Source organism: Janibacter sp. Y6 (assembly GCF_040900765.1).
Lineage (GTDB): Bacteria > Actinomycetota > Actinomycetes > Actinomycetales > Dermatophilaceae > Marihabitans > Marihabitans melonis.
The window spans coordinates 643,013-669,087 of sequence record NZ_JAKLYZ010000001.1 but is presented as its reverse complement, the minus strand read 5'-3'; the positions used below and the strand labels follow the sequence as shown (position 1 = coordinate 669,087).

Here is a 26,075-nt window from a genome sequence, read left to right as displayed (position 1 = left end):
CCACACAGCACCACATGAGCAGCACCACCTGCAGACCCGCACCACCGAGAGAGGGACCATGACCGAGACCGCCGGCAAGCCCAGCACCCGTCGATCCGCGAAGAACCGCGGGATCACGGTCGAGCGCATCTACACCACCGAGGGCGTCCACCCCTACGACGAGGTGACCTGGGAGAAGCGCGACGTCGTCCAGCAGAACTGGAAGACCGGCGCGACGATCTTCGAGCAGCGCGGCGTCGAGTTCCCCGACTTCTGGTCCGCCAACGCGAGCACCATCGTCACGACGAAGTACTTCCGCGGCGCCGTCGGCACGCCCGAGCGCGAGCAGGGTCTCAAGCAGCTCATCGACCGCGTCGTGCTCACCTACGTCAAGGCGGGCAAGGACCACGGCTACTTCGCGACCCCGGCCGACGCGGAGATCTTCGAGCACGAGCTGACCTACGCCCTGCTCCACCAGGTCTTCAGCTTCAACTCCCCGGTGTGGTTCAACGTCGGCACGAAGAGCCCCCAGCAGGTCTCGGCGTGCTTCATCCTCTCCGTCGACGACTCGATGGACTCGATCCTCAACTGGTACAAGGAAGAGGGCTTCATCTTCAAGGGCGGCTCCGGCGCCGGCCTCAACCTCTCCCGCATCCGCTCCAGCAAGGAGCTGCTCTCCTCCGGCGGCACCGCCTCCGGCCCCGTGAGCTTCATGCGCGGTGCCGACGCGTCGGCGGGCACCATCAAGTCCGGTGGCGCCACGCGTCGCGCGGCGAAGATGGTCGTCCTCGACGTCGACCACCCGGACATCGAGGAGTTCGTCGAGACCAAGGCCCGCGAGGAGGACAAGATCCGGGCCCTGCGCGACGCGGGCTTCGACATGGACCTCGGCGGCGCCGACATCGTCTCGGTCCAGTACCAGAACGCGAACAACTCGGTGCGCGTCAGCGACGAGTTCATGCGTGCGGTCGAGGACGGCACCGACTTCGGGCTCACCTCCCGCAAGGACGGCTCGGTCATCTCCACCGTCGACGCCCGTGAGCTCATGGGCAAGATCGCCAAGGCCGCGTGGGAGTGCGCCGACCCGGGCATCCAGTACGACGACACGATCAACGACTGGCACACCAACCCCGAGACGGGCCGGATCACCGCGTCCAACCCGTGCAGCGAGTACATGTCGCTCGACAACTCCAGCTGCAACCTCGCCTCGCTCAACCTGCTGAAGTTCCTGCGCGACGACGACACCTTCGACGTCGCGACCTTCCAGAAGGTCGCCGAGCTCGTCATCACCGCGATGGACATCTCCATCTGCTTCGCGGACTTCCCGACCGAGCCGATCGGCGAGACGACCCGTGACTACCGTCAGCTGGGCATCGGCTACGCCAACCTCGGTGCGCTGCTCATGGCGACCGGCCACGGCTACGACTCCGACGGCGGCCGCGCCCTCGCCGCGTCGATCACCTCGCTGCTCACCGGTGCCGCCTACAAGCGCTCCGCCGAGCTCGCCGCGGTCGTCGGCCCCTACGCCGGGTACGCCCGCAACGCCGACGCCCACAAGCGCGTCATGCGCAAGCACCAGGCGGCGAACGACCAGGTCCGCACGCTGCACACGATGGACAAGGACATCCACGCGGCCGCGACGAAGGCGTGGGACGCCGTCATCACGCTCGGCGAGAAGAACGGGTACCGCAACGCGCAGGCCTCGGTCCTCGCGCCCACCGGCACCATCGGCTTCATGATGGACTGCGACACCACCGGCATCGAGCCGGACTTCTCGCTCGTGAAGTTCAAGAAGCTCGTCGGCGGCGGCTCGATGCAGATCGTCAACCTCACCATCCCGCGCGCGCTGAAGAAGCTCGGCTACGCGCAGGAAACCGTCGAGGCGATCGTCGAGTACATCGCCGACAAGGGCCACGTCATCGACGCCCCCGGGCTGAAGACCGAGCACTACGAGGTCTTCGACACCGCGATGGGTGCGCGCTCGATCAGCCCGATGGGTCACGTGCGGATGATGGCGGCGACCCAGCCCTTCCTCTCCGGCGCGATCAGCAAGACGGTCAACCTGCCGGAGGACGCGACCGTCGAGGAGATCGAGGACGTCTACATCCAGGGCTGGAAGCTCGGGCTCAAGGCGCTCGCGGTCTACCGCGACAACTGCAAGGTCGGCCAGCCGCTCTCCGACGGCGGCTCGACCGCCAAGGACGCGAAGGACGCCAAGGACGCGAAGACCGAGGCCGCGGAGCCGGAGAAGGTCGTCGAGTACCGCCCGCTGCGTCGTCGTCTGCCCAAGCGCCGCACCTCGCAGACCACGTCCTTCGCCGTCGGCGGGGCCGAGGGCTACCTCACGTCGGGCACGTACGACGACGGCGAGCTCGGCGAGATCTTCCTCAAGTTCGGCAAGCAGGGCTCGACCCTCGCCGGTCTCATGGACGCCTTCTCCATCGCGATCTCCATCGCGCTGCAGCACGGCGTGCCGCTCGAGACCTACGTCGAGAAGTTCACCAACCTGCGCTTCGAGCCGGCCGGCATGACCGACGACCCGGACGTGCGGATGGCGCAGTCGATCATGGACTACGTCTTCCGTCGCCTCGCGCTGGACTACCTCGACTTCGAGACCCGCTCCTTCATGGGCATCCACACCGCCGAGGAGCGCGCCCGCCAGCTCGAGACGGGGTCCTACGCGGCCGCGCCGAACGAGGACGACGAGGACCTCGAGGACGAGCTGGAGACCTACAGCCAGTCCGCCGCCCCGTCCTCGAAGAAGGCCGACGCCCCGGTCGAGGAGCACGCGGCCGAGGTCACCTCGGGCGCTGGCGCCGCCTCCGCCCGTGAGGTCAGCGGCCAGATCCACAGCTCGGCCGAGCTGCTGGAGAAGTTCCAGGGCAAGACCGCCGACGCGCCGATGTGCATGACCTGCGGGACGAAGATGCGCCCCGCCGGCTCCTGCTACGTCTGCGAGGGCTGCGGCTCCACCAGCGGCTGCAGCTGATGTCGACGCGCATCGGAATGTCACCGGGGAGTTGCGCGAGGTGTCATCGGTTGCGCGGTGACATTCGTGATCACTTTGTCAGTGACGAAGTGACAAGCCGATAACCCACAGCGCCCCGGACCCCACTGCAGGGGACCGGGGCGCTGTCGGTGGCAAGACGTACAACTGAACATCGTCAGTACGCCAGAAACCACGAAGCGCCCGGGGGCAACCGGGCGCAACGAGGGCAGAGCAGGTGGAACCTGAACCGCGGATGGTGCACATCCATCAGACCACGCTCGCTCTTCTGGTTGTCAACCAGTCCCGGCCGAATGGCCCACCAGCAAGGAAGAGAGCAGAGCATGTCCGATCAGCCCACCCTGGAGCAGTTGCTCCGTGACGCCCGAGCGGCCATCGAGGTCAGCGACGAAGAGCTCGTGGAGGCACGTACACGCCGAAGCGCCATCATCAAGTGCTTGGAGTCCGAGTTCGCAGGATCTCGCTCCTACGTCAACGGCAGCGTCGCGCACGGCGACGCGCTCAGCCCGCTGTCAGACGTCGACCTCGGCGTCGTCGTTCCCGATCCCGACCGCCAGTACGGTCCTGCAGGAGATGGGCCGGGAGTACTGATCGAGCGTGCCGCCCAGGCGATCCGGGAGGGGCTCAAGGAGCAGTACGAAGACCTGCAGGTGGAGTACAAGAACCGCCGTCGCTCGATCCTCGTGCGGTTCCGTGACCCTGTCACTCCCGGAGCCCAGGACTTCACGGCTGACGTCATCGTCGCGGTCGACTACCCCCAGGGCGATGGTCTGTACATCCCCAAGGACGACTCGTGGGACCGGTCGCACCCTGAGGAGCACACTCGGCTGGTGCTCCGTGCCATCAAGGACACCGACTCGGTCTTTGCCCGTGTAGTTCGTCTGGTCAAGCATTGGAACAAGCACCACAAGGAGCCCCTGTGCTCATGGAACATCAAGGCCCTCGCGCTGGGCTGCCTGTCCGGACCGATGACCGAGCTTGAGGGCCTGGCAGCGTGGTACGAGTACGCCGCAGCCGAGCTGGTTGATCGTGAGACGCCTGATCCGACTGGGGTAGCACCCGGACCTATCAAGACCAACCTCGACAAGGACGAGGTCGTCAAGCGCCTCAAGCGAGCCTGCACGCACCTCCAGTCGGCCATCGCTCACGAGAAGGATGGACACCCGGTCCAGGCCCACGACGAGCTCAGCAAGTGGCTGGGAGACCCGGAGACTCTTCCCCCGCCCCTCGCCGAGGACGTCTACGCCGAGATCGCTGCGGACAAGAGGGCGCGCCAGAACTTGGGAGTCGGACGAGCCGCACCGTTCGTCCCGACCAAGTCTTGGCGACTCGAGTCGTGATCAGGGGCGGCGCAGCGCTCCTGCGTAGCACTCCGTCGCGGCCGTGGTACGGATGGGATGGGGAGTGGCGCAGGTCTCTCCTGGCAGGCATGCGTGACTGGCCGCAGCTCGACGTGTCGACGGTGCTCGCGCCGTCATGGGTTGCGTTCTGGATGACCCTTGAGGCGCCCGCCCGGGCTGAGCCATTCGAGGCAGTAGCGATATTCGAGCCAAGCGGGACGCTGGAAACCTACGGGCTTCCAGCGATGGACTCGCCCAGGGTCTTCGGCGGGCTGCCTGCCCGCACGCCGCGATTGCTGCCCAGGCACATGCATCTGGCCATGAGCGAAGTGGTGCCCAACCACCGAAACCCCGACGGCTCCATGTGCCTGTGGTACCCGCGTGACGTCCCCGAGCGCAGGTGGACCCACGACAAGGGACTGATCTCACTCGCCCACATCATCACCAACCAGGTCGTCGCGGAAGACATGGTCCGAGCCGGTCACGAGTGGCCCCTAGATGAAGAGGGTCACGGCTTTCCCCAGGACCGGCGCCGGGCAGCACGCGAGCAGGCGCGCGGACGGCAGCGATGAACGAGGTCATCTGCTTCATTCGCGGCTTCGATCACGCGGACCTCGCAGTCATCCTTGCGGCGCTCATCGCCGCCGCCGTCGCCGTCGAGGGCTACCGGCGGCAGCAGCGCGAGCAGCGCAGAGTCGAAAGGTCGAAGATCTACGCGGATGCCCTGTCAGCAGTCGAGGACTACATCGAAGCGCCCTATCGAGTGATCCGTCGTGAGAGGGGTCCCGACGCACGGGAACGTCTCACCAACCACATCAACGATGTGCAGAGCCGGCTCGCGTATCACCAAGCCCTGCTCAACATCTCTGCAAGTCCGCAGGTGGCCGATGCCTACCGAGAGTACGTAGCAGCGGCACGGGCGGAGGCAGGCCGCGACATCAGCAGGGCCTGGAAGGCCAAGCCCATCCGTCAAGACCACAAGATTCCCCTGGGAACCGCGCTCCGCCGGAACCGTTGCGACGCCGCCCGCGGCAGGATCGAGGCGGCGATGCGGAAGGACGTCGGGCCGCAGTAGACGTGCCCAGTGGACACGGCCCACGGCTGGCCGTGAAGACGTCACAGTTCACCGAGGAGCACGCTGAACCGGACATCATCGGTCAGCTCCCACTTGGCGTTCGTCCCGGTGCTGGCGTCCGCAGGCTGGATGAGTCCGGCGTTTGCGAGCTCGGGGAGGCGGACCTTCTCGGTGTCCTTGTTGCCGCTGATCTTGACCTTGCCGTCGCGGATCTGCAGGAGTAGACGGGCTTGCACCGGTGCGAGGCTACGGACCGCAAAGTGCCGACGCCACACCGCGCGAAGCTGCTCCTCGCTGGCCACGGTGACCCGTCTAGCGATGCGCACGTCGTGACCGAGGCGGTGGACGCGCAGTCCGATTGGCTCAAGGCGACGGTCGAGTTCATCGAGGGCCCGGTGGACCCGGTCCAGGTCCCAGGACAGGGCCGCAGCGATGCCTTCCACGGGCACGAGCACACGGATGTCAGCGAGGACCGACCCCAGGAGTTCGACGTCCGCCGCGAGGCTGTCATCTGTGATCGGGGCCGTGGGGATGCCGATGACTTCGTCGAGGCCGAGGCCGAGAATGTCGGCGAGCTTGGCGACCTGACCGAGGGTGAGGTCGGCGTCGACGCGACGGGCTTCGACGCTGCGCAGGACGGCGGTGCTGACGCCCCACCGGGAGGCGACCTCCCGTTCGGAGAGAGCGAGCTCGAGGCGTCGCGCGCGGATCCGCTCGGCGTGGAGGGCCACGGTGGTCATCGGCGGAGCTCCTGGATGCTGAGGCCCCATCGGGTCAGCCACCGGTCGCCGGTGGGTTGACGTCGTTCGGCGCGCAGACCCACGAGGTTGAGACCGAGCTCGATGCGGGCAGTGGTGAGGATGTCGGCGAGGGCACGCTCTCGAAGGGCTGCGCCCGTGTCGTTGATCAGCAGCGGGGCATCGCCGGGTGCTCCTTGCAGGAGGCGAGCCAGCTTCTGCGCGAACAGGTAGGGTGCTGCGCCGTCCTCGACGTCGATGCGGCGACCATCCGGAGTGACGACCTCCCGGCCGCGTCCGGTGATGGACTCGACGGTCAGGGCCGGCTGGTCGGCGAGGTCGATACCTGCTGCGGTCAGTGCGCACACGGCGCCTCGGTGCGGGCTGGCGTAGCCGCGCAACCGCGCCCAGACCTGCGGGGAACGTTCCGCAACGTGCGGGCTGACCCGGGCAGTGCCGACGAGCTGGGGCAGGTCGACCTGCAGCTGCCAGTCGATGGAGAACGCGGCAACCTCGAACGCGCGGACCGCGACAATGAAGTGCGCAGTCGTGGGGGACTGGTGCCACTGCTCGTGCAGCCGGGCGGCCAACGCTTCCTCGTTCACCAGGGTCTCAGGCCCGAGGTGTGTCTGGAACCACTCCCGCGCGGTCGCCGCGCACGTGCGGAAGTGGGTGTCGACTGCACTGAACTCCTCAGCGGTGAGCTGGTCTCGGCAAGCCGCGCGGAACAGCGTGAAGTCCACGTCAGGAACATGGATCGGGAAGTCGTCGGTGCCTTGCGATGACGTCCCGGTCGCCGGTCGTGGACCACTCGGCCGGTCGGCCCACGCCGCGCGGAAGGCGTCGGCGTCGATCACCGTCGTGGTCCACCGGTCGACGACATCGCGGTGGTCGTCGCTGAATGCGCCTCGCCCGACCAGCCAGAGGACCGCTCCGGTGGCCTGGAGACGTTCGATGAGCTCGCCCAGCAGGGTGTGCGTGAGCAGCCACGGGTCGAGGACGATGACGTGACCGATGTTCTCGGCAAGGACGGCGACGGTGGCCAGCTCCCAGCTGCCCTCGCCGGGACGACCGAAGCCGGTCAGCTCTTGATCGACTCCGAGCGCGGTCTGAAGGTCGGCGGCGAAGGTGACAAGCCTGCGTGTCCCAGGGCGCACCTGGACCATGACCAGACCGTCCTCGGGGTCGTGCAGCTCGCCGAAGGTGGCGCGCGCCAAGGTGCCAGCGGTGTCGTGGACGGCGATGATGCCGCCGCTGGCTCGTGCGAGCTCCATCCTGGCCTCGGGCGCTGCAGGGGTTCGGGTTGTCATCGGCGCACCGTGAGCATCTCGAGGGCAGCGTCGATGTGCCTCTGGGTGATGGCCGACTGGCCGGCGAGTCTGGTCACCTGCTCGCTGAAGTGGATCCAGTCGCGCAGGTTGCCGCGCGCGAACCGCTTGTCTACGAGTCGGATGGTGTCGTTGCTCAGGGCATGCAAGGCCGGGTGCAGCTGCTTGGCGGTGGCGATCATCTCGGCGCCGGTCAGAGGAGTGAAGTCTGCCCACCCGGAGACGCGGCTGCGCAGCTCGGCTGCGGTGCCGAGGACCTTGTCGATGTCGGAGCCGACGAGCACCAGTGCCCAGGACCGCTCCGAGCGGTCGTGAAGGTAGCGCAGCTGCTGCAGCCCGGAGGCGTTGAGATGGTGCGCCTCGTCCACAGTAATTACCATGTTGCTGCCCTTGAGCGTTTCAGTGACCCGGTCCGAGAGCTCGTACCCAGTCCCGGTCGTCGGCGCCCCCAGGTCACGAAGCAACCGGACGGAAAGCTCTTTGGGCGAGGGCCGGTAGGGCATCTGCAGCCGGCGCCAAGCACGACCGTGCATGGACGGATCCTGTGTGAGGAAGTGCTCGACGGCACGACTCTTACCGCTCCCGGGCGGCCCGTACACAGCGGCGATGTCGTTGCTCGCTGTCACCGCACGAAGGATCGCCTGGGCCTTGGTGAACTGGACGGTGCGGATGGTGGTGCTCACTCCTCATCTCCATCGTCGTAGGTGGTGGCCAGCAGGGCCGCGGCCTCGTCGGTGAAGACCGTGTCGGGGTCGTCGGAGTGAGCGGCCAGAAGTGCCTCGACCTCCAGGTCCTCATCCGCGTTCGCGGCCTCGGCGAACCGTCGCTGGACGCCCTCGCGGTGCGCTGCCATGGCCTGCTCGTACCCAAGGCGTCGACCCACGAGGATCTCGCGCCGCTCTTCGTTGGTCAGGTTCGCCGCTGGGCGTGCCTCGCAGAGGTAGTCGCCGTTGACGTACACAGCAACCGCGGAGTGGTCGTGGGGGAGGACCCGGACTTCGACCGTGCGGCCGACGTGGGCGCCCATCTCGGGGGAGAGATACTTCACCCCGTCGACGCTGACGCCCTCAGGTGTAATCTTCCGGGTCTTCGACAAGGCCAGCGCAAACTGGTAGAGGGCCGCGGGTTCGGCCCAGCGGAGCTCGGTGGGGTCGTTGGCCCAGGCGTCTGCGGGAGTGCCACCGAGGGCTGAGTGGGTCCGATCGCAGTTGTACTCCTGGATCCACGTCAGGGCCTGAATGGTGAGGGAGCGTAGGTCGAGGACGTCACCGTCGACCTGGCGCCAGTACTGGGTCCCGGTGAAGGACCGGGGACCGTGGGTGGCTCCCGGCAGCTTGTCGTAGCACTCGTTCTGGATGGTGCGGTGCCAGCGTTCGATCTTGCCCTTCTCCCACGGCGAGTGCGGTCGGCACGGCTGGGGCTGGATGCCCAGTCGCGCGCACGCGGTCAGCAGCGCGTCGTTGATGAACTCTGTCCCGTTGTCGAACCGGAGCGCCGCAGGGATCGCACCGATTCGTGTTCCGTTGGGCAGCACCTGCCCGCGAACGCCCGCGGCGAGGGCAGCGAGGACGTCCGCGGACGTCGGTCGCCCGGTGGTGATGACTGTTGCGACGACCACGCGGGTGGCGTCGTCGATGAAGGTTGTCTGCCAGGGCTTGATGCGTCGAGCCCCGGTGTTCGTGGTGACGTCGACGGGGATCTCTTGGGCGTCGGCCTGCCAGACGGCGTTGCGCCGGTCCTGGACGTAGGGGACGAAGAGGGTGTGCTGCAGGAACGCCTGCCGGCCACCGCGAGAGCCACCAGCGCTGATCGCCGCGTACACGTCAGCACGGGTGTGCCGCTTTAGCGTCCGCGTGAAGGCCGAGTATCCGGGCACATCCTTCGTGGGGTCCTCCTGCAGGGTGCGCCATGCGTCCCGGCAGGTGGGAGAGGCGGCGACCACGGCCAGGACGTCACGGTCGAGCCACCACTTCTCCGGGCGTGCCGGCCGGGCAGCAGCGGTGTCGTCGTCGAGGTCCTCAGGCGAGTGATCCAGATGCGCGGCCCACATGCGGCGTACCGTCCGGGTGCTCACCGCGAACTGAGCGGCTACCTGAGCGACGTCCCTGTTCGCGAGGACACCCCTCTCGTTCGCGCACCCAGCAAGCATCTGCAACGCGGCTGCCCGCTCGTTCGAGCCCATCATCAGGCCACCTCCCAGCTGGTCGGGGCGAGGCTGAGACCGATCCCGGCCTGCCACGGCTGCCACGACGAGGAGCCTGCGAGCAGCACGTGGGAGGTTCGCGGGGCGGAGAGGTTCACGGCCCTTACCGCGCTCGCGCCGCCCGCGATGCCGTCGCGTGCGCTGGCTTCCGTGGACGCATCCAGGAGCGCGGCCCTTGGTCCAGGGTTGCGCACCAGGTCGACGAGCACTTCCGCCTGGCCCTCTCGGCGCCAGGCCAGGCGGGCCGTGTCCGGGCAGGTGATGGTGGGGTCGAGCAGCCAGGGCGTGCTTGGGTGGAACACCCGGGTGTAGCTCACCACGGCGGAGAGAACCTTCGCGGTGGCAAGGGTGCGAGCCCGGCCGCGAGCCTGAGGGCAGTACCGCCGAACCGCGGCGCCGCACGCTGCCAGCAGCTGCTCCGTGTCCCAAAGTGGCACCGGGCTGGGGAGCGGAGGCCCTGCCCCTTCCCACAGCTCGTTGATGGCCGTCACAGCCGCCGATGCCTGTACGGCTGACGGCGTCGTCTTCGTGTCGTTATCGGTTGATGACATCGATCTCTCCTGCACTCATCACGTGGTCCCGCACGCTGTGACAGGAAGGGAACACCACCGGACTGACATGTCCGATGCCGCCGAGCGACCTACCCTGCGTGGGGCTGACGAGGAAGGACCGTCCGACCACCCTGATACCCCCTCAGTCGCAGGCAGGACCAGTTCAGTAGCAGGCAGGGCGCTAAATGGGTCAGGCAGGGTGGGAGGGCTCCGTGAACTACCTACGTTCGCTGTCGTGTCCACCTCGAGCAGTCGACGCCCCGGGCCCGCCAGCTTCGGACCGGCGGACAACTGGCCCGAAGGCCCGTTCCCCGGAGCGAAGGACCCTGCAACGCGTCGAGCTGTCCACGCTGCCGCGTTCATCGCCACCGAGGTCCGACGCGAGCGATCCGCCCGCTACTGGTCACAAGAGCGCCTCGCGGACGAAGCAGGTGTCAGCCGGACCACCGTCACCCGGCTCGAGGCCGGCACCGGCTGGGTCGACCTGTTCGTCCTGATCCGCATCACCGCCGCTCTCGACCTGGACGTGTCGATCAACAAGCCCTAGGAGTGCGCCCTACAAGGAACGGACGTCGAGGACGGGGGTCGTCTCCCGGATCGTGACGATCGGCGGGTCCGGGTTGACGCCTCGCAGAACCAGGACGGCCCTCTCACCGATGGCGAGGTGCTCCAGTGCCACCAGCTCGACCGCTTCCTTGTCGCGCCGCAGCGAGGCGAGGTCGAAGTCACCGACCGCCTTGTGGCCGCGCTCTGGTAGCCGGGTCACCGTGTGCCGGTGGTCGATCCGGTCGAAAGCGATGAGATGCCGGGCGCTACTGGACGTCGTGACCAGGAGCCGCTCCGGCAGGGCCGCAGCGTCGGTCACCCCGAGGTCGGGGTGGCGCTCCTTGATCGCGTTGACCAGCTCTTGGAGCGCCAGGGCGAAGTTCGGGTGAGCTGCCCGGAGCCCAGGGGCTGCGTCGCTCGTCGCGATGATCTGGCCGTCTGATGTGTCGAAGTGTGCGGTCATGGGCGGCAGCGTGACGGTCCTTACTGACACATGCTGTCGCGGTCACCCGCACGCCCCTGTGGTGTCGGGGATGCTGGCCGGATCCGGCATTGCCAGAACCGTTGTCGGCAAGCACTACTACGGTGACCACCGAAGCACCCTTCACGCCACCGACCTGAGCAGTCGGAGGCACCAAGCACAGGAGAGTGGATGTCAGCACAGGCGCTGGGCGGGTTCATCTGGAGCATCGCCGATCAGATGCGGGGCGTGTACAAGCCCGCCCAGTACGGCACCGCCATGCTGCCGTTCGTCATCCTCCGGCGCATGGAGTGCGTCCTCGACGAGCACCGCGACGAGATCACCGACCTCATCGCCACCCAGAAGAACGAGACCGTCCTCGCGGCGATGCTCCGCAAGAAGTGCGGACTGCACTTCTGGAACACCAAGCCGTATACCCTCGCCAAGCTCAAGGGCGACCCCGAGAACCTTCGCGAGAACCTCCGGGACTACGCCGCCGGGTTCAGCGCGAACGTCCGCGACATCTTCGAGAAGTTCGAGTTCAGCAAGACCCTGACCCGCCTCGACGAGCACGACCGGCTCCTGCTCATCACCGAGGCCTTCGCCAAGACCGACCTGCACCCCTCCAAGGTCTCCAACGCCGACATGGGCGAGATCTTCGAGCACCTCATCTTCAAGTTCTCCACCGCCAGCAACGAGACCGCCGGCGAGCACTTCACCCCCCGCGACGCCGTCCACCTCCTCGTCGACCTCCTCCTCGCTCCCGACAGCGACCTCCTCACCACCGCCGGCGCCGTCCGCTCCATCTACGACCCCACCGCCGGCACCGGCGGCATGCTCTCGGTCACCGAGAACACCATCCTGGCGATGAATCCGCACGCCTCGGTCACCCTCGCCGGACAAGAGCTCAACCCCGAGTCCTACGCCATCTGCAAGGCCGACATGATCAGCAAGGGCCACGACGTCGACTCCATCAAGCTCGGCGACACCCTCGCCAAGGACCAGCATGACGGCACCACTTTCGACTACTGCGTCTCCAACCCCCCGTACGGCGGTGACTGGAAGGCCTCCGAACCCGTCGTCCGCAAGGAGTACAACGACGGCGGTGGCCGTTTCGACGCCGGCCTGCCCCGCATCAGCGATGGCCAGATGCTTTTCCTGCAGCATCTCGTTGCCAAGATGCGCCCCGCCACCAGCGGGACCGCCAACTCCGGCGGACGCGCCGGGATCGTCCTCAACGGCTCGCCCCTTTTCACCGGCGGCGCGGGGTCGGGGGAGTCGGAGATCAGGCGCCACCTCATCGAGAACGACCTGGTCGATGCCATCGTTGCCCTGCCGACGAACATGTTCTACAACACGGGCATTGCGACCTACATCTGGATCCTCGACAACCACAAGCCCATCGAGCGGCGCGGCAAGATCCAGCTCATCGACGCCACAGCCCGCTGGGCCAAACTGCGTAAGAACCTTGGCAGCAAGAACCGCGAGATCACCGAGGCCCACCGCGCCGCGATCGTCACGCTCTACGACGACTTCGCCGAGACCGAAGAGTCCAAGATCCTCGAACCGGCCGACTTCGGCTACTGGGAGATCACCGTCGAACAGCCCCTACGCCTCCGCTTCGAGGTCACGCCCGCTACCGAGGAAGCGGCGATGGCAACCAAGCCGGTCGCGAAGCTGGACGAGTCCGACCAGGCGACTATCCGGACCGCGCTGACCTCGGTGGAGGGTAAGTCGTGGACGAACAGGGATGAGTTCGTCGAGGCACTGCGGCTGGCGCTCAAGGCCGCGGGCGCGCCCCTCGGGGCCCCGTTGGTCAAGGCGCTATGGCAGGCGATCGGTGATCGTGACGAGTCAGCTGACGCATGCACGGACAGCAAGGGCAACGTCGAGCCTGACACGGACCTTCGAGACACGGAGCTGGTGCCGTTCCGAGACAGCATCGAGGCATACTTCGAGCGCGAGGTGACGCCCCACGTTCCCGACGCGTGGATCGACGAGACCAAGACGAAGGTCGGCTACGAGATCCCCTTCACGCGCTCGTTCTACAAGTACGTGCCGCCTCGCCCGCTGGAGGAGATCGACGCCGAGCTCGACCAGCTCGCAGCCGAGATCATCGAACTGCTCCAGGCGGTCGAGTCGTGACTGCGGAGCCGTCGGGAGGGTTCAAGGGGACCGGCCATGACTGGTTGCCTGCTGTACCTGTCTCGTGGAGCATGATGCCGGCGAAGGCGCTGTTCTCAGACCGTCGTGAGGCGAGCGCCACGGAAGACGAGCACCTCACTCCTTCGCAGAAGTACGGGGTCGTGACCCAGGCGGAGTACATGGAGATCACCGGGACGCGAGTCGTCCTGAACCTCGCTGGCGCTGACACCATGAAGCGCGTCCGCCCCGGGGACTTCGTCATCCATCTTCGGTCTTTCCAAGGCGGGATCGAACGATCGGCCGTCGCCGGAAAGGTGAGCCTTGCGTACACCGTCCTAACTCCTCGAGCCCTCGTGCACGGGCCGTTCTTCCGCTGGTTGTTGAAGTCCGACAGGTACGTCCAGGCGCTTCGCGTCACCGTGAACCAGCTGCGTGACGGACAGTCGATTCGGTATCAGGACTTCGGCAAGATCCACCTGCCCGTCCCATCACTCCCCGAGCAGCGTGCGATCGCCGACTACCTGGATCGCGAGACGGCGAAGATCGACGCCCTCATTGAGAAGCAGACCAAGCTGATCGACCGGCTCCGCGAGCGGCGGTCTCAGCTGCGGGGGAACCTTGTAATGGCGCGCTCCCATACCGCGCGCGAAACGACGAACTACTGGTTCGGCAGCATCCCGGAACACTGGTCGACACCTCGCCTCTCTCACAAGGCTTCCGTTGTCCTCGGAAGGATGATCAACGCGGCCGCAGCCGGCGATGACGACGTCCAGCTGCCGTACCTAGCCGCCGGTTCGATCCAGCCTGATGCCTTGGTTTTAGACGACAGCAAGACTCTTGCCGTCCCCGCCCGAGAGGTCAGCAAGTACGAGCTCCGCGCCGCCGACGTGGTGGTTGTCGAGGGGGGAGCGGGGTACGGGCGATCCCATGTCCTGCCGGAGGGAATCCCCGGTTGGGCCTTCCAGAACCACGTGGCGCGAGTCCGCGCACGCAAGGATGACGTCGACACTCGGTACATACGCGCGGTACTAGAGATGTGCAGACTCTCTGGGTTCTTCGAGGCCAACAACCGGACAGCGACACTCCCTTCGCTCTCGCGGGAAGTGCTCGGCGCACTTCGCATCCCTTGCCCGCCTGTGGACGAGCAGCGCGAGATCGCGGACCACCTCGACCGCGAGACCGCCAAGATCGACGCACTGATCGCGAAAGCCGAACGATTCACCGAACTGGCCCGCGAGCGGCGGTCAGCGCTGGTCACCGCCGCGGTGACCGGTCAGATCGACGTCACGAAAGGAGCGGCGTAATGACAACACCCTCGCCTGAGAGCCCGATGGAGCAGGCCATCGCGGACCAGCTGGCATCGCACGGCATCTTGGCGTCGGGGGTGAGTCAGACGTGGGAGAGCGCGTTCGAGGCAGAGCTGTGTCAGCACCTGGCCGCGAACGGGTGGTTGTACAGCGCGAACGACACTGGCTATGACCGGCAGCGGGCGCTGTTCCCGGAGGACGTGTTCGCGTGGTTGGAGGAAACCCAGCCGGACGAGCTCGCGAAGATCGTCAAGGCGAGCGCGTCGGAGCAGGCGCAGGCGAAGTCGCGTGACGGGATCCTGACGCGGCTGGCGAAGGTTCTCGACAAGGGCCAACCCGCCGGCGGTTCCCTGCACGTCCTTCGGTCGGGGTTCAAGGACGTCCCGGCGAAGTTCGAGATGATGCAGAAGCGTCCGGAGCAGACCCTGAACCCGACTGTCACGCAGCGGTATGCCGCGAACCGGTTGCGGGTGATGCGGCAGGTTCACTACTCGACGAAGAACAACAACAGCATCGACCTGGTCCTGTTCGTCAACGGCATCCCCGTCGCCACGCTGGAGCTGAAGACCGACTTCACTCAGAACGTCGCCGACGCGAAGAACCAGTACGTCCACGACCGCCAGCCCGCCGGTGAGCCTCTCCTCGGGTTCGGCACCCGCGCCCTGGTCCACTTCGCCGTATCGAACGACGAGGTGTGGATGACCACGAAGCTCGCCGGCCCGAAGACGGTGTTCCTCCCGTTCAACCGCGGCGACGACGGTCACGCCGGCAACGGCCTGGACGAGGACGGCGGGTCACCGACGACGTACCTGTGGCGGGACGTGCTGCAGCGCGACCAGTTCCTCGACATCCTCGGCAAGTTCGTCCACTACGAGACGTCCAAGACCACCGACCCGCAGACCAAGCAGGTCACCACCAGCCACACCCTGATCTTCCCGCGGTTCCACCAGCTCGACGCGGTCACCAAGATCGTCGAGGACGTCAAGGCCAACGGCGCGGGGGAGCGGTACCTCGTCCAGCACTCCGCCGGGTCGGGCAAGACCCGCTCGATCGCGTGGGCCGCGCACCGCCTGGCGACGCTGCACGACGAGAACAACACCAAGGTGTTCGACACCGTCGTCATCGTCACCGACCGCACCGTCCTGGACGCCCAGCTCCAGGACGCCGTGAAGCAGATCGAGGCGAAGTCCGGGATGGTCGCCACGATCTCCCCGACCGAGACGCAGAAGAAGTCGTTCTCCTCGAAGTCGGCGTACCTGACCGACGCGCTGACCTCCGGTCAGCTGATCATCGTCGTCACCCTGCAGACCTTCCCGTACGTCCTGGCCGCGATGCAGGAGAACCAGTCCCTCAAGGGCCGCCGCTTCGCGGTCATCGCTGACGAGGCGCACTCCTCGCAGACCGGCGCGTCAGCGACCAAGCTCAAGCAGGTCCTCACCGCACAAGAGGCCGACGCGCTCGACGATGGGGGAGAGGTCGATGTCGAGGCGCTCCTGGCGTCGGAGGCCCGCGCGAAGGCAGAGACGGGGAACATCACGTTCCTGGCGTTCACGGCCACCCCGAAGACCAAGACGATGGAGATGTTCGGCACTCGCGACGCCGACGACATCCCCCACCCGTTCCACACGTACACGATGTCTCAGGCCATAGAAGAGGGCTTCATCCTCGACGTGCTGCGCTCGTACACGACGTACAAGACCGCCTACCAGCTCGGGCAGGCCGCCAAGAACGGTCAGGTGCGGATCACCACCCGCGACGAGGACGGCGAGTTCGTCGACGAGGCCGCCGCGACGAAGTCACTCATCTCCTGGGTGAAGCTCCACCCGACGAACATCGCCCAGAAGGTCGAGATCATCGTCGAGCACTTCGAGGCCAACGTGAAGGGCCTCCTCGGAGGCCGCGCGAAGGCCATGGTCGTGACCAGCTCCCGCCAGGCCGCGGTCCGGTACAAGCACGCGATGGACGCCTACATCACGAAGAAGGGCTACAAGGACTACACCTCGCTGGTGGCGTTCTCCGGGGAGGTCGCCGACGACGAGTCGGTGCCCGGGTCGTCGTTGACGAACGCTGACGGGAAGTTCACCGAGTCCTCGATGAACCCCGGCGAGAAGGACCTGCGGATGGCGTTCCGCAAGCCCCAGTACCGGGTCATGATCGTCGCGAACAAGTTCCAGACCGGGTTCGACGAGCCCCTGCTGTGCGCCATGTACGTCGACCGGCAGCTCTCCGGGGTTCAGGCCGTGCAGACCCTCTCGCGTCTGAACCGGGCCTACCCGGGCAAGGACACGACGATGATCCTTGACTTCGTCAACACCGCCGACGACATCCTCGAGGCGTTCAAGCCGTACTTCGGTGAGGCCGAGCTCGTCGAGACCACCGACCCGAACCTCCTGCATGACCTGCAGGGCAAGCTCGACCAGTCCGGCCTGTACACCTTCGAGGAGATCGACGCCGTCGTCGACGCGTACGTCAAGAAGCAGGGCAACAACAAGATCAAGGGCGCCCTGACCCCTGTCGCCAAGCGGTTCAGCACCCGGTACCTCAAGGCTCAGGCCGATGGGGACAAGTCAGCCCTCGACGAGCTGGACATCTTCCGCAAGGACATCTCCACCTACGTCAAGCTCCACGACTTCCTCTCTCAGATCGTCGACTTCGGCGACACGGACGTGGAGAAGCACGCCATCTTCTTCCGCCTCCTCGCACCGCACATCCGCGGGAAGAAGCCCTCGGTCACCATCGACCTGTCCACGGTGACCCTGACCAACATCAAGCAGAAGCACACCGGTGAGCACTCCCTGTCCGTCACCGACGGCAAGGAGCTCCAGCCCATCACGGCCGCCGGTGCCGGGACGACCCACGACCCGAAGATGGTGCTCCTCAAGCAGCTCATCGACCGTCTCAACGAGCAGTTCGCCGGGGAGAACTTCCGCGACGACCAGATCGCGTCCTGGGTCCTGACCCTCGTCGAGGCGATGAAGGCCGACGAGGACCTGCGCCTCCAGGCGGAGGCCAACAACGCCGACCAGTTCCTCTCCTCCAAGAATCTCCACGACGCGCTGATCCTTGCCGTCGCCGAGACCGACATCGCCCAGTCCCGCATGGCTGAGCTGTTCACCGAGAAGGGCGCGATCGAGCAGACCATGATCAAGCTCATCGGCGAGCTCATCTACAAGGATCTGCACACCGACGACCAGGACGGTTGACGGTGGGCCGGGCTCGCAGCGCACCCCGAGAGGACGGTGAGGGGGTGAGTGCCTACTACCGCCTGCCGCGCGAGCACGAGGAGAAGCTTCGACGCACACGGTCTCTGGTCGACAAGCTCACCTATGCGGCTGACTTACGGCCGCTCGAGCCGCGCTTCGCTGAGGAGCTTGCGCGCGGCCAGGAGTACCTGGCTCTGCACGCCACGTGCGAGGAGCACCTGTCGGCACTCGAGGCGGGGAAGGAGCCCACGCAGAAACCTCGATGCGGGCGCGGGTCCGGCAAGTTGCCGCACTTCCGCGTGTGCCGCGCCTGCGGAGAGACCAAGGCCGCAGGGAGGTTCGACCCCGAGCAAGGCATCTGTATCGCGTGCAAGTACAAGAAGGAAGACGCCCGCTTGCGGCAGACGGGCACAGAGGATCTCGCGGGCACGGCACTAACGCGTTCGCGTGCCTGCCCGGTGTGTCTCGTCCGGGTCGCCGTCGACCTGGAGGAAGACGGGTGGACGGTTCAGCCGCACAGCAAGCGCCGCGGCGACGAGGACGTTGAGTGCGACGGGTCGGGCAGAGTCCTGTATCGCTCAAGAGAAGACGCCATGGACAGGCGAGTCCCGGGCAGCTTCGAGCACGGCAAACGTCGCTGACCACTTGTCAGTAGGGCCTGGCACGGTCACCTGCATGGACCAGTCGCCGCAGGACAAGACACAGACCCCAACAGAGCTGAGTCCTGAGATGGGTGGGCACTGGGAGGTCGACACCGGCAACTCGGTCCATGTGTGGGACCTGGACGTCATGACCTACACCCGGCTCCCCGGCCCCACCGCCGGACCCTTGGCCTATGACCGGCTCGAGATGCCCATCACGCGGGTGGAGATCTGGCCGTCGGTAGGAAGACGCTTCTTCCTGTGGTTCGACGACCCCGTCGACCCGCTCATGGAGCAGTGGCGTGCCAGCTCCACGGTAGCGACCATCACGCCCGCCGCCGTCACGGCAACCGACACTCCGGAAACACCGGAGGCATGAACGGGTACGAGCCCAGGCCTGGGCCAGCAGATGACGACACCTGGTCAGGGAGCCTCGAGCACAGCAAGCGCCGATGAGACTCGTCCCTTATAGATCGCGCCAAATCGCGCGACCTATAACAACCTATAACAACGAGACCCGGGCGAGACCGGTCACTGCTGCGACTGCCATGTCGGGCCTTGAGGGCACACTCGGCGCCGTGAGTACCATCGGCCCCTCAGACCCGAGTCCCGTTCCCGGCGACTCGGACCTGTGGCCGGGCGAGCTGCCGTTCACCGCATGGGGACAGCACAAGGCCGGAACTGTTGACCTGCGAGTCTTCGACCAGGACGTCTACTGGGTCGACATCGATCAGCGACCCCACAAGCTCACGACGATGAGCGCGGAGTACCTGTCCAACGTCATCGGTCACCTCACCCTGTACGCGGCCCGGTATCACCATGGCGCGATCATGCGAGAACTCATCGAGGGCGTCGCCGATGCCGCGATCGGTCGGGTCTCTGCCCACGAGCTCGCGCAAGAGGCCGGAGCGCCCTCGACCACGGACCTCACCCCCGACGAGTGGCTCGAGGGCACGCCGCTCATGCGAGCAGTCAGGGCCGAGCTCGCTCGACGGGGTCGGTAGGGCCGTGAGAACTGCCGGAACCCGCAGTGAGGCCCTCGCGCCACGCGATCACATCGAAGACCCGCAGGGCCGACACCTCAGGCCCCAGGCCAGCGGCGTCCCTCAGAGCAAGCAGGTGGTGGTGCAGCCACGCGTCGTCCCGACGCAGCGCCTGGCGCATCGGCTCCCAGAGAACTCCTGAACCACCAAGGACGTGGTCGTTGATGACCGAATCGAAGATCGGGACCAGCCGCGGCCGCTTGCGGGCGATGAGCTTGCTGGCGCGGGTCGCGCCGACACCGGGCAGGGTTCGCAGGGCGCGGTTGAGGACGGTCGCCGGCCATGACTCACCGATCGCATCCCCTTCATCCACCAGTTCGCGATCGGCGCCTACTGCCGCCAGGAGCCCGTTGAACTCCGAGGCGCGCTGGTCCAGCAGTCTCATCGCGGCACGGGCGCTGATGTCAGCAGACAGGAACGCCACCGCCTGCAGGTCGTCGGGCGTGAACTGATCAGGCGAGGAGGTGCGAGTCCTGGTGGGATCCCACGTATCGAAGAGCGCACCCGTGAAGCCCGCGCCGGAGTAGAGGGCGTCCTTGTCGAAGTACCCCCGCAGCAGAGCCACAGCGTCACCCTCCCACCCGGGAGTCAGCGCGCGCGGGAGCCGGAACGATGACGTGTCCGGTTGAGCGATCATTCCTTGTCCCTTCGCGCAGCTCGCCACCTAGTGGGTCTGACGCCTTTGACTTGCTGAAGCAGCCCGTTCGACGTCAACGACGAGAGGGTCCTCTGCGCGTTGCCCTGCGCGAGGCTCAACTGCTCAGCGACCTCACCACTGCTCATCCCGGACTCGGTCGCCAGCCCTGGCAGTGCAAGCACCCGAGTCTGGGTCTTGCCGAGACGACGACCTGCCGCTTCATCGTCAGCCACCGGCACAGCCTCCTCGCGACGAACCCTCTCCGCGAAACGAACGAGCGCCTGACCGACGTCCTCGGCGAGCTGCGCAATGGCCCCAGCAGATGGTCCCGTGATCATGTTTCTCATCTTCTCACTCGCAAGTGAAAAACGATAAGAACTGGCACCGCGTGCCTGGCGCGATGACATCGACGCACATCGACAGCTGATCACGAGTTGCGCACGACGGGCCCCGGCCGCAGCGATGCTGCGGCCGGGGCCCCGCGCTTTCCGCAGACATGCGCCGGGGGAGTGCTCCCCCGACATGACGACAACCCCGAGATACCGGGGCAGATCGCGGGTCGTCGCCGAAACGACACGAGATCGGTGCGCCTCGCACCCATCCGGCGCAGGTAGCCTTCGCCGCACAAGACACACCACCTGACAAGGGGAGCACGATGAGCGAGTGGGCAGCGGGCTGGTACCCGGACCCCGAGCAGTCCGGCCAGATCCGGTACTGGGACGGCAGCAGCTGGACGGATCACCGTCAGCCGACGCCCGAGGGCTTCGGCAACGACCAGCAGGGGGCTGCCGGTCAGGACGCCTCTGACGTCGACGAGGCGACCCGGATCCGTCCGAGCGCCGACAAGTCGCCGGAGACCGAGGCCATGCCGAGCGCGGGCTCGGGCTACGGGTCGGGTGACTCCTCCTACGGGTCGAGCTCCTACGGCGCGAGCGGTGACAGCGGCTACGGCTCGAGCTCCTACGGGTCCTCGGGCGACAGCGGCTACGGCACGAGCTCCTACGGCGCCGGTGCCGGCGCGGGCGCCCCGGGCTACGGCCAGCAGGGCGGCTACGGCCAGCAGGGCCCCGGCGGTCCTTCGGGCTACAACCAGCAGGGCTACGGCCAGCAGGGCGGCTACCCCGGTCAGCCCGGCGGCCCGCAGAAGAGCAACAAGCTCCCGCTCATCATCGGCGGCGGCGTGCTCGGTGTGCTCCTGCTGTGCGTCCTCGGCTTCTTCGGCGTCCGCGCCCTCAGCGGTGGCGACGACCCGACGACGACTGCGAGCTCCTCGAGCACCGAGTCCTCGACCTCGGAGACCTCGAGCGACACCTCGAGCGACTCGCCGACGAGCGACGACTCCTCGACGAGCGACACGAGCACCGACTCCCCGACGACCGACGCCTCGCCGACGAGCGACTCCACCGGCGGTGGCAGCACGAAGATCGGCAGCGGCGTCACCAAGGGCGAGTACGGCAAGACCTACGAGGGCAGCGGCAACGCCGTCATCCAGGTCCCGCCGGGGGACGGCGCCGGTCTCATCGAGGCCGACTTCCTCGGTGACCCCAACTCGAGCTTCTCCAGCTTCCGGGTCAAGGGCGAGGACGCGAACGGCTCGTCCTCGGGCGACTACAGCATCTTCTCCTACTACGACAAGGCGAAGGGCACGAGCTCGTACAACCTCACCGGCTCCAGCGCCTCGACCAACCGCATCAAGGTCGAGTCCGAGGGCAAGTGGAAGATCACCTTCAAGCGGATCTCGACGGCCCCCGCCTTCGGCTCCTCGCAGAAGGGCAACGGCGGCGCGGTCTTCAAGTGGGACGGCAAGTCCTCCGACATCCGCGTGAAGTACACCTCGAGCAACGACTACGGCGGCCGCATCTCCATCCAGGCCGTCGGTGGCGAGGACTACCCGGACCGTCTCGTCAGCGAGTACAAGAAGACCTACGAGGGCACCTCGACGGTCCAGACCGGCACGAAGTACCTTGTCGTCGACTCCGACGGCGGCGACTGGGAGATCACCAAGCGCTGATCACCGCGCGCTGATCACCCAGCCGTGACGAAGGGGGTGCCCGGACCGATCGGTCCGGGCACCCCCTTCGTGCTGCTGCCGGCAGCTGACGGTCAGCACTCGATGACGTTGACCGCGAGACCCCCGCGGGCGGTCTCCTTGTACTTGACCTTCATGTCGCGCCCGGTGTCGCGCATCGTCTTGACGACCTTGTCGAGGGAGACGACGTGGCTGCCGTCGCCGCGCAGGGCGGTGCGGGCGGCGGTGATCGCCTTGACGGAGGCGACCGCGTTGCGCTCGATGCACGGGATCTGCACGAGCCCGCCGACGGGGTCGCAGGTGAGGCCGAGGTTGTGCTCCATGCCGATCTCGGCGGCGTTCTCGACCTGGGCGGGGGTGCCGCCGAGGACCGCGGCCATCGCCCCGGCCGCCATGGAGCAGGCCGAGCCGACCTCGCCCTGGCAGCCGACCTCGGCGCCGGAGATCGACGCGTTCTCCTTGTAGATGACACCGATGGCGGCCGCGGTGAGCAGGAATCGCACGACCCCGTCGTCGTCAGCACCGGGCACGAAGTCGAGGTAGTAGCGCAGCACCGCGGGGATGATCCCGGCCGCGCCGTTCGTCGGGGCGGTGACGACCCGCCCGCCGGCGGCGTTCTCCTCGTTGACGGCGAGCGCGTAGAGGGTGAGCCAGTCCATGCCGCGCAGGGGGTCGTCGCTGCTGCCCTCGACCTTGAGCCGGCGGTGCAGGTCGGGCGCGCGGCGGCGGACCTTCAGTCCCCCGGGGAGCACGCCCTCGGTGCGCGCGCCGTTGTCGATGCACTCCGACATCACCTGCCAGATCGCGAGCAGCTCGGAGCGCACCTCCTCCTCGGTGCGCCACGACAGCTCGTTCTCGAGCATGACCTGGGCGATCGACAGCCCGGTCTCGGCGCAGATCTGCAGCAGGCGGTCACCGGTGGTGAAGGGGTGGGCGACGGGGGTGGTGTCCTCGACGACCTTCGTCGAGCCGGAGGCGTCCTCGCCGATGACGAAGCCACCGCCGACGGAGTAGTACGTGCGCTGCGAGACCAGCTCGCCCGCGGCGTCCCACGCGTGGAAGGTCATGCCGTTGGGGTGCAGCGGCAGGGTGGCCCGACGGTGCAGGACGACGTCGTCGGCCTCGGCGAAGTCGATCTCGTGCTCGCCGAGCAGGCTCAGCCGACCGCTCTCACGGATCTGGGCGAGACGGCCCTTGACCTCGCGGGGCTGGCACAGCTCGGGCCGCTCGCCGGACAGGCCGAGCATGACGGCGGTGTTCGAGCCGTGGCCGTGGCCCGTCGCGCCGAGCGAGCCGAAGAGCTCGGCCTTGACCCGCGCCACGCGGGGCAGGTCGCCGCTGTCACGCACTCCCTCGACGAAGAGCACCGCCGCCCGCATCGGTCCCACCGTGTGCGAGCTGGACGGCCCGATGCCGACGGAGAAGAGGTCGAAGACGCTGAGTGCCACGTGCGTCACAGTAACGGGCGCTGTGGAAAAGCTCGCGGCGATCGGCCCGTCCCGCGCAAGTCTTGCGGTCATGACCTTCTCCGACCTGCCACCTGGGTGGCCCGCCCTGTCCCTGCGCGACGAGCGCCTCGCTGCCGACGTCGTCGACCTCGTCGTCCGCGACGACGAGCGGGAGGGGCGCTGCATCAGCCTCCTCCTGTGCGACGCCGACGGCCGGATGATCCAGCCGGTCACCGTCGACGGCGTCGACCCCACGACCGACGAAGGGGAGCGACGTGCCCTCTTCGACGCCTTCTTCGGCCACCTGGGCGCGAGCCTGGCCGCTGTCGTCGTCGCGGTGGGGCGCCCGCGCGGCAGCGTGCCCGACGACGAGGTGCGGGCCTGGCACGAGAGCGCGCTGCGCGCCGCTCGCGAGGGCGGGGTCGAGCTGCTCGGCGCCTATCTCGCGACGCGCGACGGCGTGAGCCTGCTGCCTCGGTGGGACGAGCGGGCGCTCGCGAGCTAGCGGCTGCCCAGCGGTCGCGCGGTCCACAGGTGCAGCGCGGCATAGCTGCGCCACGGGCTCGCCGGGCGCAGGACGCCCGGCAGGTCGACCTCGCGCGTGAGCCGCTCGAGGGCGACGACGAGCGCCCGGTCGCCACGCAGGTCGACGTCCGCGGCGCCGTGCCCGCGCATGAGGGTGCTCGCGACCGTCCACGCCCCGACACCCCACACGGCGTGCAGCGCCGCGCCGGTCGCCTCGGGGTCGAGACCAGGGTCGAGGCCGCCGTCCGCAGCCAGGTCGAGGACCCCCTCGAGCGCCCGTCGTCGTGACCGCGTCCCGTAGTACCACCCGGTGCCGAAGGGGTGCACCGCCGCGGGCCCGGGGAAGGGCTGCAGCGCGCCGACCTGCGCGCTCGGCGTGCCGACCTCGGCGACGAGCCGGTGCAGCTGGGTCAGCCCGGCGGCCACGCTCACCTGCTGACCGGTGACTGCACGCAGCACAGCCTCGAAGGGGGTGGGGGTGCCCGGCAGCCGGATGCCCGGGCGCCGCGCGACGAGGGGAGCGAGCACCGGGACCGTGCGCAGGTGCGCGTCGACCTCGGCGGGATCGGTGTCGAGGTCGAGCATCCGCCGCAGGACGGCGACGGCCGCGTCGTGGTCGGCGGCATCGGCGAGCTCGAGCCGGGCGTCGAGCCGGTCCTGGCCCGGGTCGTCGCGCAGCTCGACGAGCGCCGAGCCGTGGGGGAGCGCCAGCGCGAGCCGGTAGCGGTCGTCGTCGACGACCTCGACGCCGTCGAGCGAGTGGTAGCGGTACCAGTCGAGCAGCCCCTGCCAGTCCAGCGGCGGCTCGTAGCGCAGGGTCGTCTCGACCGTGACGGGGCCCCCGACGCGGTCAGGGGTGTCGCGGTCGGCGGGCATGGGTCGATCCTGCCCAGGAGCAGGCCCTACCCTTGGCTCTCGTGCTTGTGCCGTTGACCACGATCGTCCTGGTCGCCTCCCTCGTCCTCGCCGTGGTCGCCGGCGCCTACACGGCCCTCGACCGCGTCATCGACGACCGGCTGCTGCTCGTCGCCGCCGTCGTCGAGCTGCTCCTCGTCGTCCAGGCCGTCGTCGCCTGCGTCGTCGCGGGGCAGGTCCGTACCCCCGGCGAGGGGCCGACGATGGCGGCATACGCGGTCACCCTGCCGCTCGTGCCGCCGGCGCTCGCCTACCTCGCCATCAAGGAGAAGTCGCGCTGGGCGATGGGTGCCGTCCTCGGGGGCGCCCTCGTCGTCGCGGTGATGACCCTGCGCATCCAGCAGATCTGGACCGTCCATGCGTGAGGCGACGGGGGAGCGCACCGGCCGTCCGGTGCGCAGCGGCCCCGGTCTGCTGCTCGTCATCGCCTATGGCACCCTCGCGCTCGCCGCCACGGGCCGCTCGACCCTGCAGGTCCTCGAGTACTTCGACCGCGCGCCGCTGGCCTACCTGCTGAGCGCGCTCGCCGCGCTCGTCTACGTCGTCGCGACGTGGGCCCTGCTCACCGACCGGCGCTCTGTCGCCTCCGCGACGATCACGGTCGAGGCCGTCGGCGTCCTGCTCGTCGGGGCGCTGTCCTACCTCGCACCGGACCTCTTCCCGGACAAGACGGTCTGGTCGCACTTCGGCTCCGGCTACGGCTTCCTGCCGCTCGTCCTCCCCTTCGTCGGGCTGTGGTGGCTGCGCCGCACGGCCCCGGCGGGCGCGCCCACCACATCCTGAGACGCGCCCTGTCGCGCCGCGAGGACGCGGGCTAGCCTGCCCGCAGGTCAAGAGCACCAGCGTCAAGCCCCGGCTCGCTGGTCGGCAACCCTCCATCCGCGGTGGGGTGCCCCGGGAGACGACCTGGTCCGTGAGCACCCGCCCACGGTCAAGCGCGATGACACCAGGAGAAC

General features: G+C 67.7%; 25 protein-coding genes and 1 riboswitch. Of the genes, 15 read left to right on the top strand and 10 right to left on the bottom strand.

The features are described 5' to 3' along the window. Positions 1 to 58: 58 nt before the first annotated feature. The 4 genes from L6241_RS03085 to L6241_RS03070 all read left to right on the top strand — a co-directional run bounded on the left by L6241_RS03085 (position 59) and on the right by L6241_RS03070 (position 5,401). Positions 59 to 2,968, top strand: coding sequence for a vitamin B12-dependent ribonucleotide reductase (locus tag L6241_RS03085; RefSeq protein WP_123092845.1), 2,910 nt, complete (start codon positions 59 to 61; stop codon positions 2,966 to 2,968). Between the two features lie 341 nt (positions 2,969 to 3,309). Beyond that, positions 3,310 to 4,326 carry a nucleotidyltransferase domain-containing protein gene (locus L6241_RS03080; protein WP_368244780.1) on the top strand — a complete coding sequence of 339 codons (1,017 nt, stop codon included), beginning with the start codon at positions 3,310 to 3,312 and terminating at the stop codon, positions 4,324 to 4,326. A gap of 89 nt (positions 4,327 to 4,415) precedes the next feature. After that, positions 4,416 to 4,898, top strand: a complete 483-nt coding sequence (locus L6241_RS03075) for a hypothetical protein (RefSeq protein WP_368244778.1) — start codon at positions 4,416 to 4,418, stop codon at positions 4,896 to 4,898. Then, positions 4,895 to 5,401, top strand: coding sequence for a hypothetical protein (locus L6241_RS03070; RefSeq protein ID WP_368244776.1), 507 nt, complete (start codon positions 4,895 to 4,897; stop codon positions 5,399 to 5,401). Before L6241_RS03075 ends, L6241_RS03070 begins: the two co-directional genes overlap by 4 nt. Before the next feature lie 41 nt (positions 5,402 to 5,442). Here the strand turns inward: L6241_RS03070 and L6241_RS03065 are convergent, their stop codons facing one another. From L6241_RS03065 to L6241_RS03045, 5 genes are read right to left on the bottom strand one after another with little or no spacing between them, the layout of a single operon-like run. Further along, entirely contained in the window at positions 5,443 to 6,141 is a 699-nt protein-coding gene (locus L6241_RS03065; RefSeq protein WP_368244773.1) for a helix-turn-helix domain-containing protein, read from the bottom strand. Then, entirely contained in the window at positions 6,138 to 7,448 is a 1,311-nt protein-coding gene (locus tag L6241_RS03060) for a hypothetical protein (protein WP_368244771.1), read from the bottom strand. Before L6241_RS03060 ends, L6241_RS03065 begins: the two co-directional genes overlap by 4 nt. After that, a complete protein-coding gene (locus tag L6241_RS03055; RefSeq protein ID WP_368244770.1) occupies positions 7,445 to 8,149 on the bottom strand; it encodes an AAA family ATPase in 705 nt (234 codons plus the stop codon). Before L6241_RS03055 ends, L6241_RS03060 begins: the two co-directional genes overlap by 4 nt. Then, positions 8,146 to 9,651, bottom strand: a complete 1,506-nt coding sequence (locus L6241_RS03050) for a DDE-type integrase/transposase/recombinase (RefSeq protein ID WP_368244768.1) — start codon at positions 9,649 to 9,651, stop codon at positions 8,146 to 8,148. Before L6241_RS03050 ends, L6241_RS03055 begins: the two co-directional genes overlap by 4 nt. Then, positions 9,651 to 9,989 carry a hypothetical protein gene (locus tag L6241_RS03045; RefSeq protein ID WP_368244767.1) on the bottom strand — a complete coding sequence of 113 codons (339 nt, stop codon included), beginning with the start codon at positions 9,987 to 9,989 and terminating at the stop codon, positions 9,651 to 9,653. The genes L6241_RS03050 and L6241_RS03045 overlap by 1 nt, the downstream gene beginning before the upstream one ends. A 466-nt stretch (positions 9,990 to 10,455) precedes the next feature. Here L6241_RS03045 and L6241_RS03040 point away from each other — a divergent pair, with 466 nt between their 5' ends. Beyond that, entirely contained in the window at positions 10,456 to 10,767 is a 312-nt protein-coding gene (locus L6241_RS03040) for a helix-turn-helix domain-containing protein (protein WP_368244766.1), read from the top strand. Positions 10,768 to 10,776: 9 nt separating this feature from the next. Here the strand turns inward: L6241_RS03040 and L6241_RS03035 are convergent, their stop codons facing one another. After that, entirely contained in the window at positions 10,777 to 11,229 is a 453-nt protein-coding gene (locus L6241_RS03035) for a hypothetical protein (protein WP_368244765.1), read from the bottom strand. Positions 11,230 to 11,418: 189 nt separating this feature from the next. Between L6241_RS03035 and L6241_RS03030 the strand changes: the two genes are divergently transcribed. From L6241_RS03030 to L6241_RS03005, 6 genes are all read left to right on the top strand, one after another. Beyond that, entirely contained in the window at positions 11,419 to 13,371 is a 1,953-nt protein-coding gene (locus L6241_RS03030; RefSeq protein WP_368244764.1) for an N-6 DNA methylase, read from the top strand. Then, a complete protein-coding gene (locus tag L6241_RS03025; RefSeq protein WP_368244762.1) occupies positions 13,368 to 14,675 on the top strand; it encodes a restriction endonuclease subunit S in 1,308 nt (435 codons plus the stop codon). Before L6241_RS03030 ends, L6241_RS03025 begins: the two co-directional genes overlap by 4 nt. After that, the gene (locus L6241_RS03020; protein WP_368245141.1) at positions 14,675 to 17,881 is read left to right on the top strand and encodes a type I restriction endonuclease subunit R; all 3,207 of its coding nucleotides are present in this window, start codon (positions 14,675 to 14,677) and stop codon (positions 17,879 to 17,881) included. Before L6241_RS03025 ends, L6241_RS03020 begins: the two co-directional genes overlap by 1 nt. A gap of 44 nt (positions 17,882 to 17,925) precedes the next feature. Beyond that, complete coding sequence (locus L6241_RS03015) at positions 17,926 to 18,522, top strand: hypothetical protein (protein WP_368244761.1); 597 nt, start codon at positions 17,926 to 17,928, stop codon at positions 18,520 to 18,522. Between the two features lie 34 nt (positions 18,523 to 18,556). Further along, a complete protein-coding gene (locus tag L6241_RS03010) occupies positions 18,557 to 18,901 on the top strand; it encodes a hypothetical protein (RefSeq protein ID WP_368244759.1) in 345 nt (114 codons plus the stop codon). Positions 18,902 to 19,277: 376 nt separating this feature from the next. Beyond that, entirely contained in the window at positions 19,278 to 19,526 is a 249-nt protein-coding gene (locus L6241_RS03005; RefSeq protein WP_368244758.1) for a hypothetical protein, read from the top strand. On the opposite strand, the gene L6241_RS03000 is transcribed toward L6241_RS03005, so the two are convergent. Together L6241_RS03000 and L6241_RS02995 are read right to left on the bottom strand one after the other, a co-directional pair. Continuing rightward, the gene (locus tag L6241_RS03000) at positions 19,495 to 20,130 is read right to left on the bottom strand and encodes a DUF6308 family protein (RefSeq protein ID WP_368244757.1); all 636 of its coding nucleotides are present in this window, start codon (positions 20,128 to 20,130) and stop codon (positions 19,495 to 19,497) included. The two genes, L6241_RS03005 and L6241_RS03000, sit on opposite strands and share 32 nt — an antisense overlap. 68 nt (positions 20,131 to 20,198) lie before the next feature. Further along, a complete protein-coding gene (locus L6241_RS02995) occupies positions 20,199 to 20,540 on the bottom strand; it encodes a helix-turn-helix domain-containing protein (protein WP_368244756.1) in 342 nt (113 codons plus the stop codon). A 317-nt stretch (positions 20,541 to 20,857) separates the two neighbouring features. Between L6241_RS02995 and L6241_RS02990 the strand changes: the two genes are divergently transcribed. Continuing rightward, positions 20,858 to 22,213, top strand: coding sequence for a DUF2510 domain-containing protein (locus L6241_RS02990; RefSeq protein ID WP_123092847.1), 1,356 nt, complete (start codon positions 20,858 to 20,860; stop codon positions 22,211 to 22,213). A 92-nt stretch (positions 22,214 to 22,305) separates the two neighbouring features. On the opposite strand, the gene L6241_RS02985 is transcribed toward L6241_RS02990, so the two are convergent. Then, positions 22,306 to 23,679 (bottom strand): L-serine ammonia-lyase, encoded by a 1,374-nt coding sequence (locus tag L6241_RS02985; RefSeq protein WP_368244754.1) that lies wholly within the window; start codon positions 23,677 to 23,679, stop codon positions 22,306 to 22,308. Between the two features lie 70 nt (positions 23,680 to 23,749). Between L6241_RS02985 and L6241_RS02980 the strand changes: the two genes are divergently transcribed. Continuing rightward, positions 23,750 to 24,184: a hypothetical protein gene (locus L6241_RS02980; protein WP_368244753.1), complete on the top strand. Its 435-nt coding sequence runs from the start codon at positions 23,750 to 23,752 to the stop codon at positions 24,182 to 24,184. On the opposite strand, the gene L6241_RS02975 is transcribed toward L6241_RS02980, so the two are convergent. Further along, positions 24,181 to 25,080 carry a DNA-3-methyladenine glycosylase gene (locus L6241_RS02975; protein WP_368244752.1) on the bottom strand — a complete coding sequence of 300 codons (900 nt, stop codon included), beginning with the start codon at positions 25,078 to 25,080 and terminating at the stop codon, positions 24,181 to 24,183. The two genes, L6241_RS02980 and L6241_RS02975, sit on opposite strands and share 4 nt — an antisense overlap. Positions 25,081 to 25,133: 53 nt before the next feature. Here L6241_RS02975 and L6241_RS02970 point away from each other — a divergent pair, with 53 nt between their 5' ends. Continuing rightward, entirely contained in the window at positions 25,134 to 25,484 is a 351-nt protein-coding gene (locus L6241_RS02970; RefSeq protein ID WP_123092855.1) for a hypothetical protein, read from the top strand. Beyond that, positions 25,477 to 25,902, top strand: a complete 426-nt coding sequence (locus L6241_RS02965; RefSeq protein ID WP_201467252.1) for a hypothetical protein — start codon at positions 25,477 to 25,479, stop codon at positions 25,900 to 25,902. The genes L6241_RS02970 and L6241_RS02965 overlap by 8 nt, the downstream gene beginning before the upstream one ends. 45 nt (positions 25,903 to 25,947) lie before the next feature. After that, a riboswitch (SAM riboswitch) is annotated at positions 25,948 to 26,063 on the top strand. Positions 26,064 to 26,075: the final 12 nt, after the last annotated feature.

Bases quoted from the DNA above. Each gene is read 5' to 3' on its own strand.
- L6241_RS03085 (WP_123092845.1), top strand. From the start codon at position 59: ATGACCGAGACCGCCGGCAAGCCCAGCACCCGTCGATCCGCGAAGAAC.
- L6241_RS03080 (WP_368244780.1), top strand. From the start codon at position 3,310: ATGTCCGATCAGCCCACCCTGGAGCAGTTGCTCCGTGACGCCCGAGCG.
- L6241_RS03075 (WP_368244778.1), top strand. From the start codon at position 4,416: ATGCGTGACTGGCCGCAGCTCGACGTGTCGACGGTGCTCGCGCCGTCA.
- L6241_RS03070 (WP_368244776.1), top strand. From the start codon at position 4,895: ATGAACGAGGTCATCTGCTTCATTCGCGGCTTCGATCACGCGGACCTC.
- L6241_RS03065 (WP_368244773.1), bottom strand. From the start codon at position 6,141: ATGACCACCGTGGCCCTCCACGCCGAGCGGATCCGCGCGCGACGCCTC.
- L6241_RS03060 (WP_368244771.1), bottom strand. From the start codon at position 7,448: ATGACAACCCGAACCCCTGCAGCGCCCGAGGCCAGGATGGAGCTCGCA.
- L6241_RS03050 (WP_368244768.1), bottom strand. From the start codon at position 9,651: ATGATGGGCTCGAACGAGCGGGCAGCCGCGTTGCAGATGCTTGCTGGG.
- L6241_RS03035 (WP_368244765.1), bottom strand. From the start codon at position 11,229: ATGACCGCACACTTCGACACATCAGACGGCCAGATCATCGCGACGAGC.
- L6241_RS03030 (WP_368244764.1), top strand. From the start codon at position 11,419: ATGTCAGCACAGGCGCTGGGCGGGTTCATCTGGAGCATCGCCGATCAG.
- L6241_RS03020 (WP_368245141.1), top strand. From the start codon at position 14,675: ATGACAACACCCTCGCCTGAGAGCCCGATGGAGCAGGCCATCGCGGAC.
- L6241_RS03010 (WP_368244759.1), top strand. From the start codon at position 18,557: ATGGACCAGTCGCCGCAGGACAAGACACAGACCCCAACAGAGCTGAGT.
- L6241_RS03005 (WP_368244758.1), top strand. From the start codon at position 19,278: ATGAGCGCGGAGTACCTGTCCAACGTCATCGGTCACCTCACCCTGTAC.
- L6241_RS02995 (WP_368244756.1), bottom strand. From the start codon at position 20,540: ATGATCACGGGACCATCTGCTGGGGCCATTGCGCAGCTCGCCGAGGAC.
- L6241_RS02990 (WP_123092847.1), top strand. From the start codon at position 20,858: ATGAGCGAGTGGGCAGCGGGCTGGTACCCGGACCCCGAGCAGTCCGGC.
- L6241_RS02980 (WP_368244753.1), top strand. From the start codon at position 23,750: ATGACCTTCTCCGACCTGCCACCTGGGTGGCCCGCCCTGTCCCTGCGC.
- L6241_RS02975 (WP_368244752.1), bottom strand. From the start codon at position 25,080: ATGCCCGCCGACCGCGACACCCCTGACCGCGTCGGGGGCCCCGTCACG.
- L6241_RS02965 (WP_201467252.1), top strand. From the start codon at position 25,477: ATGCGTGAGGCGACGGGGGAGCGCACCGGCCGTCCGGTGCGCAGCGGC.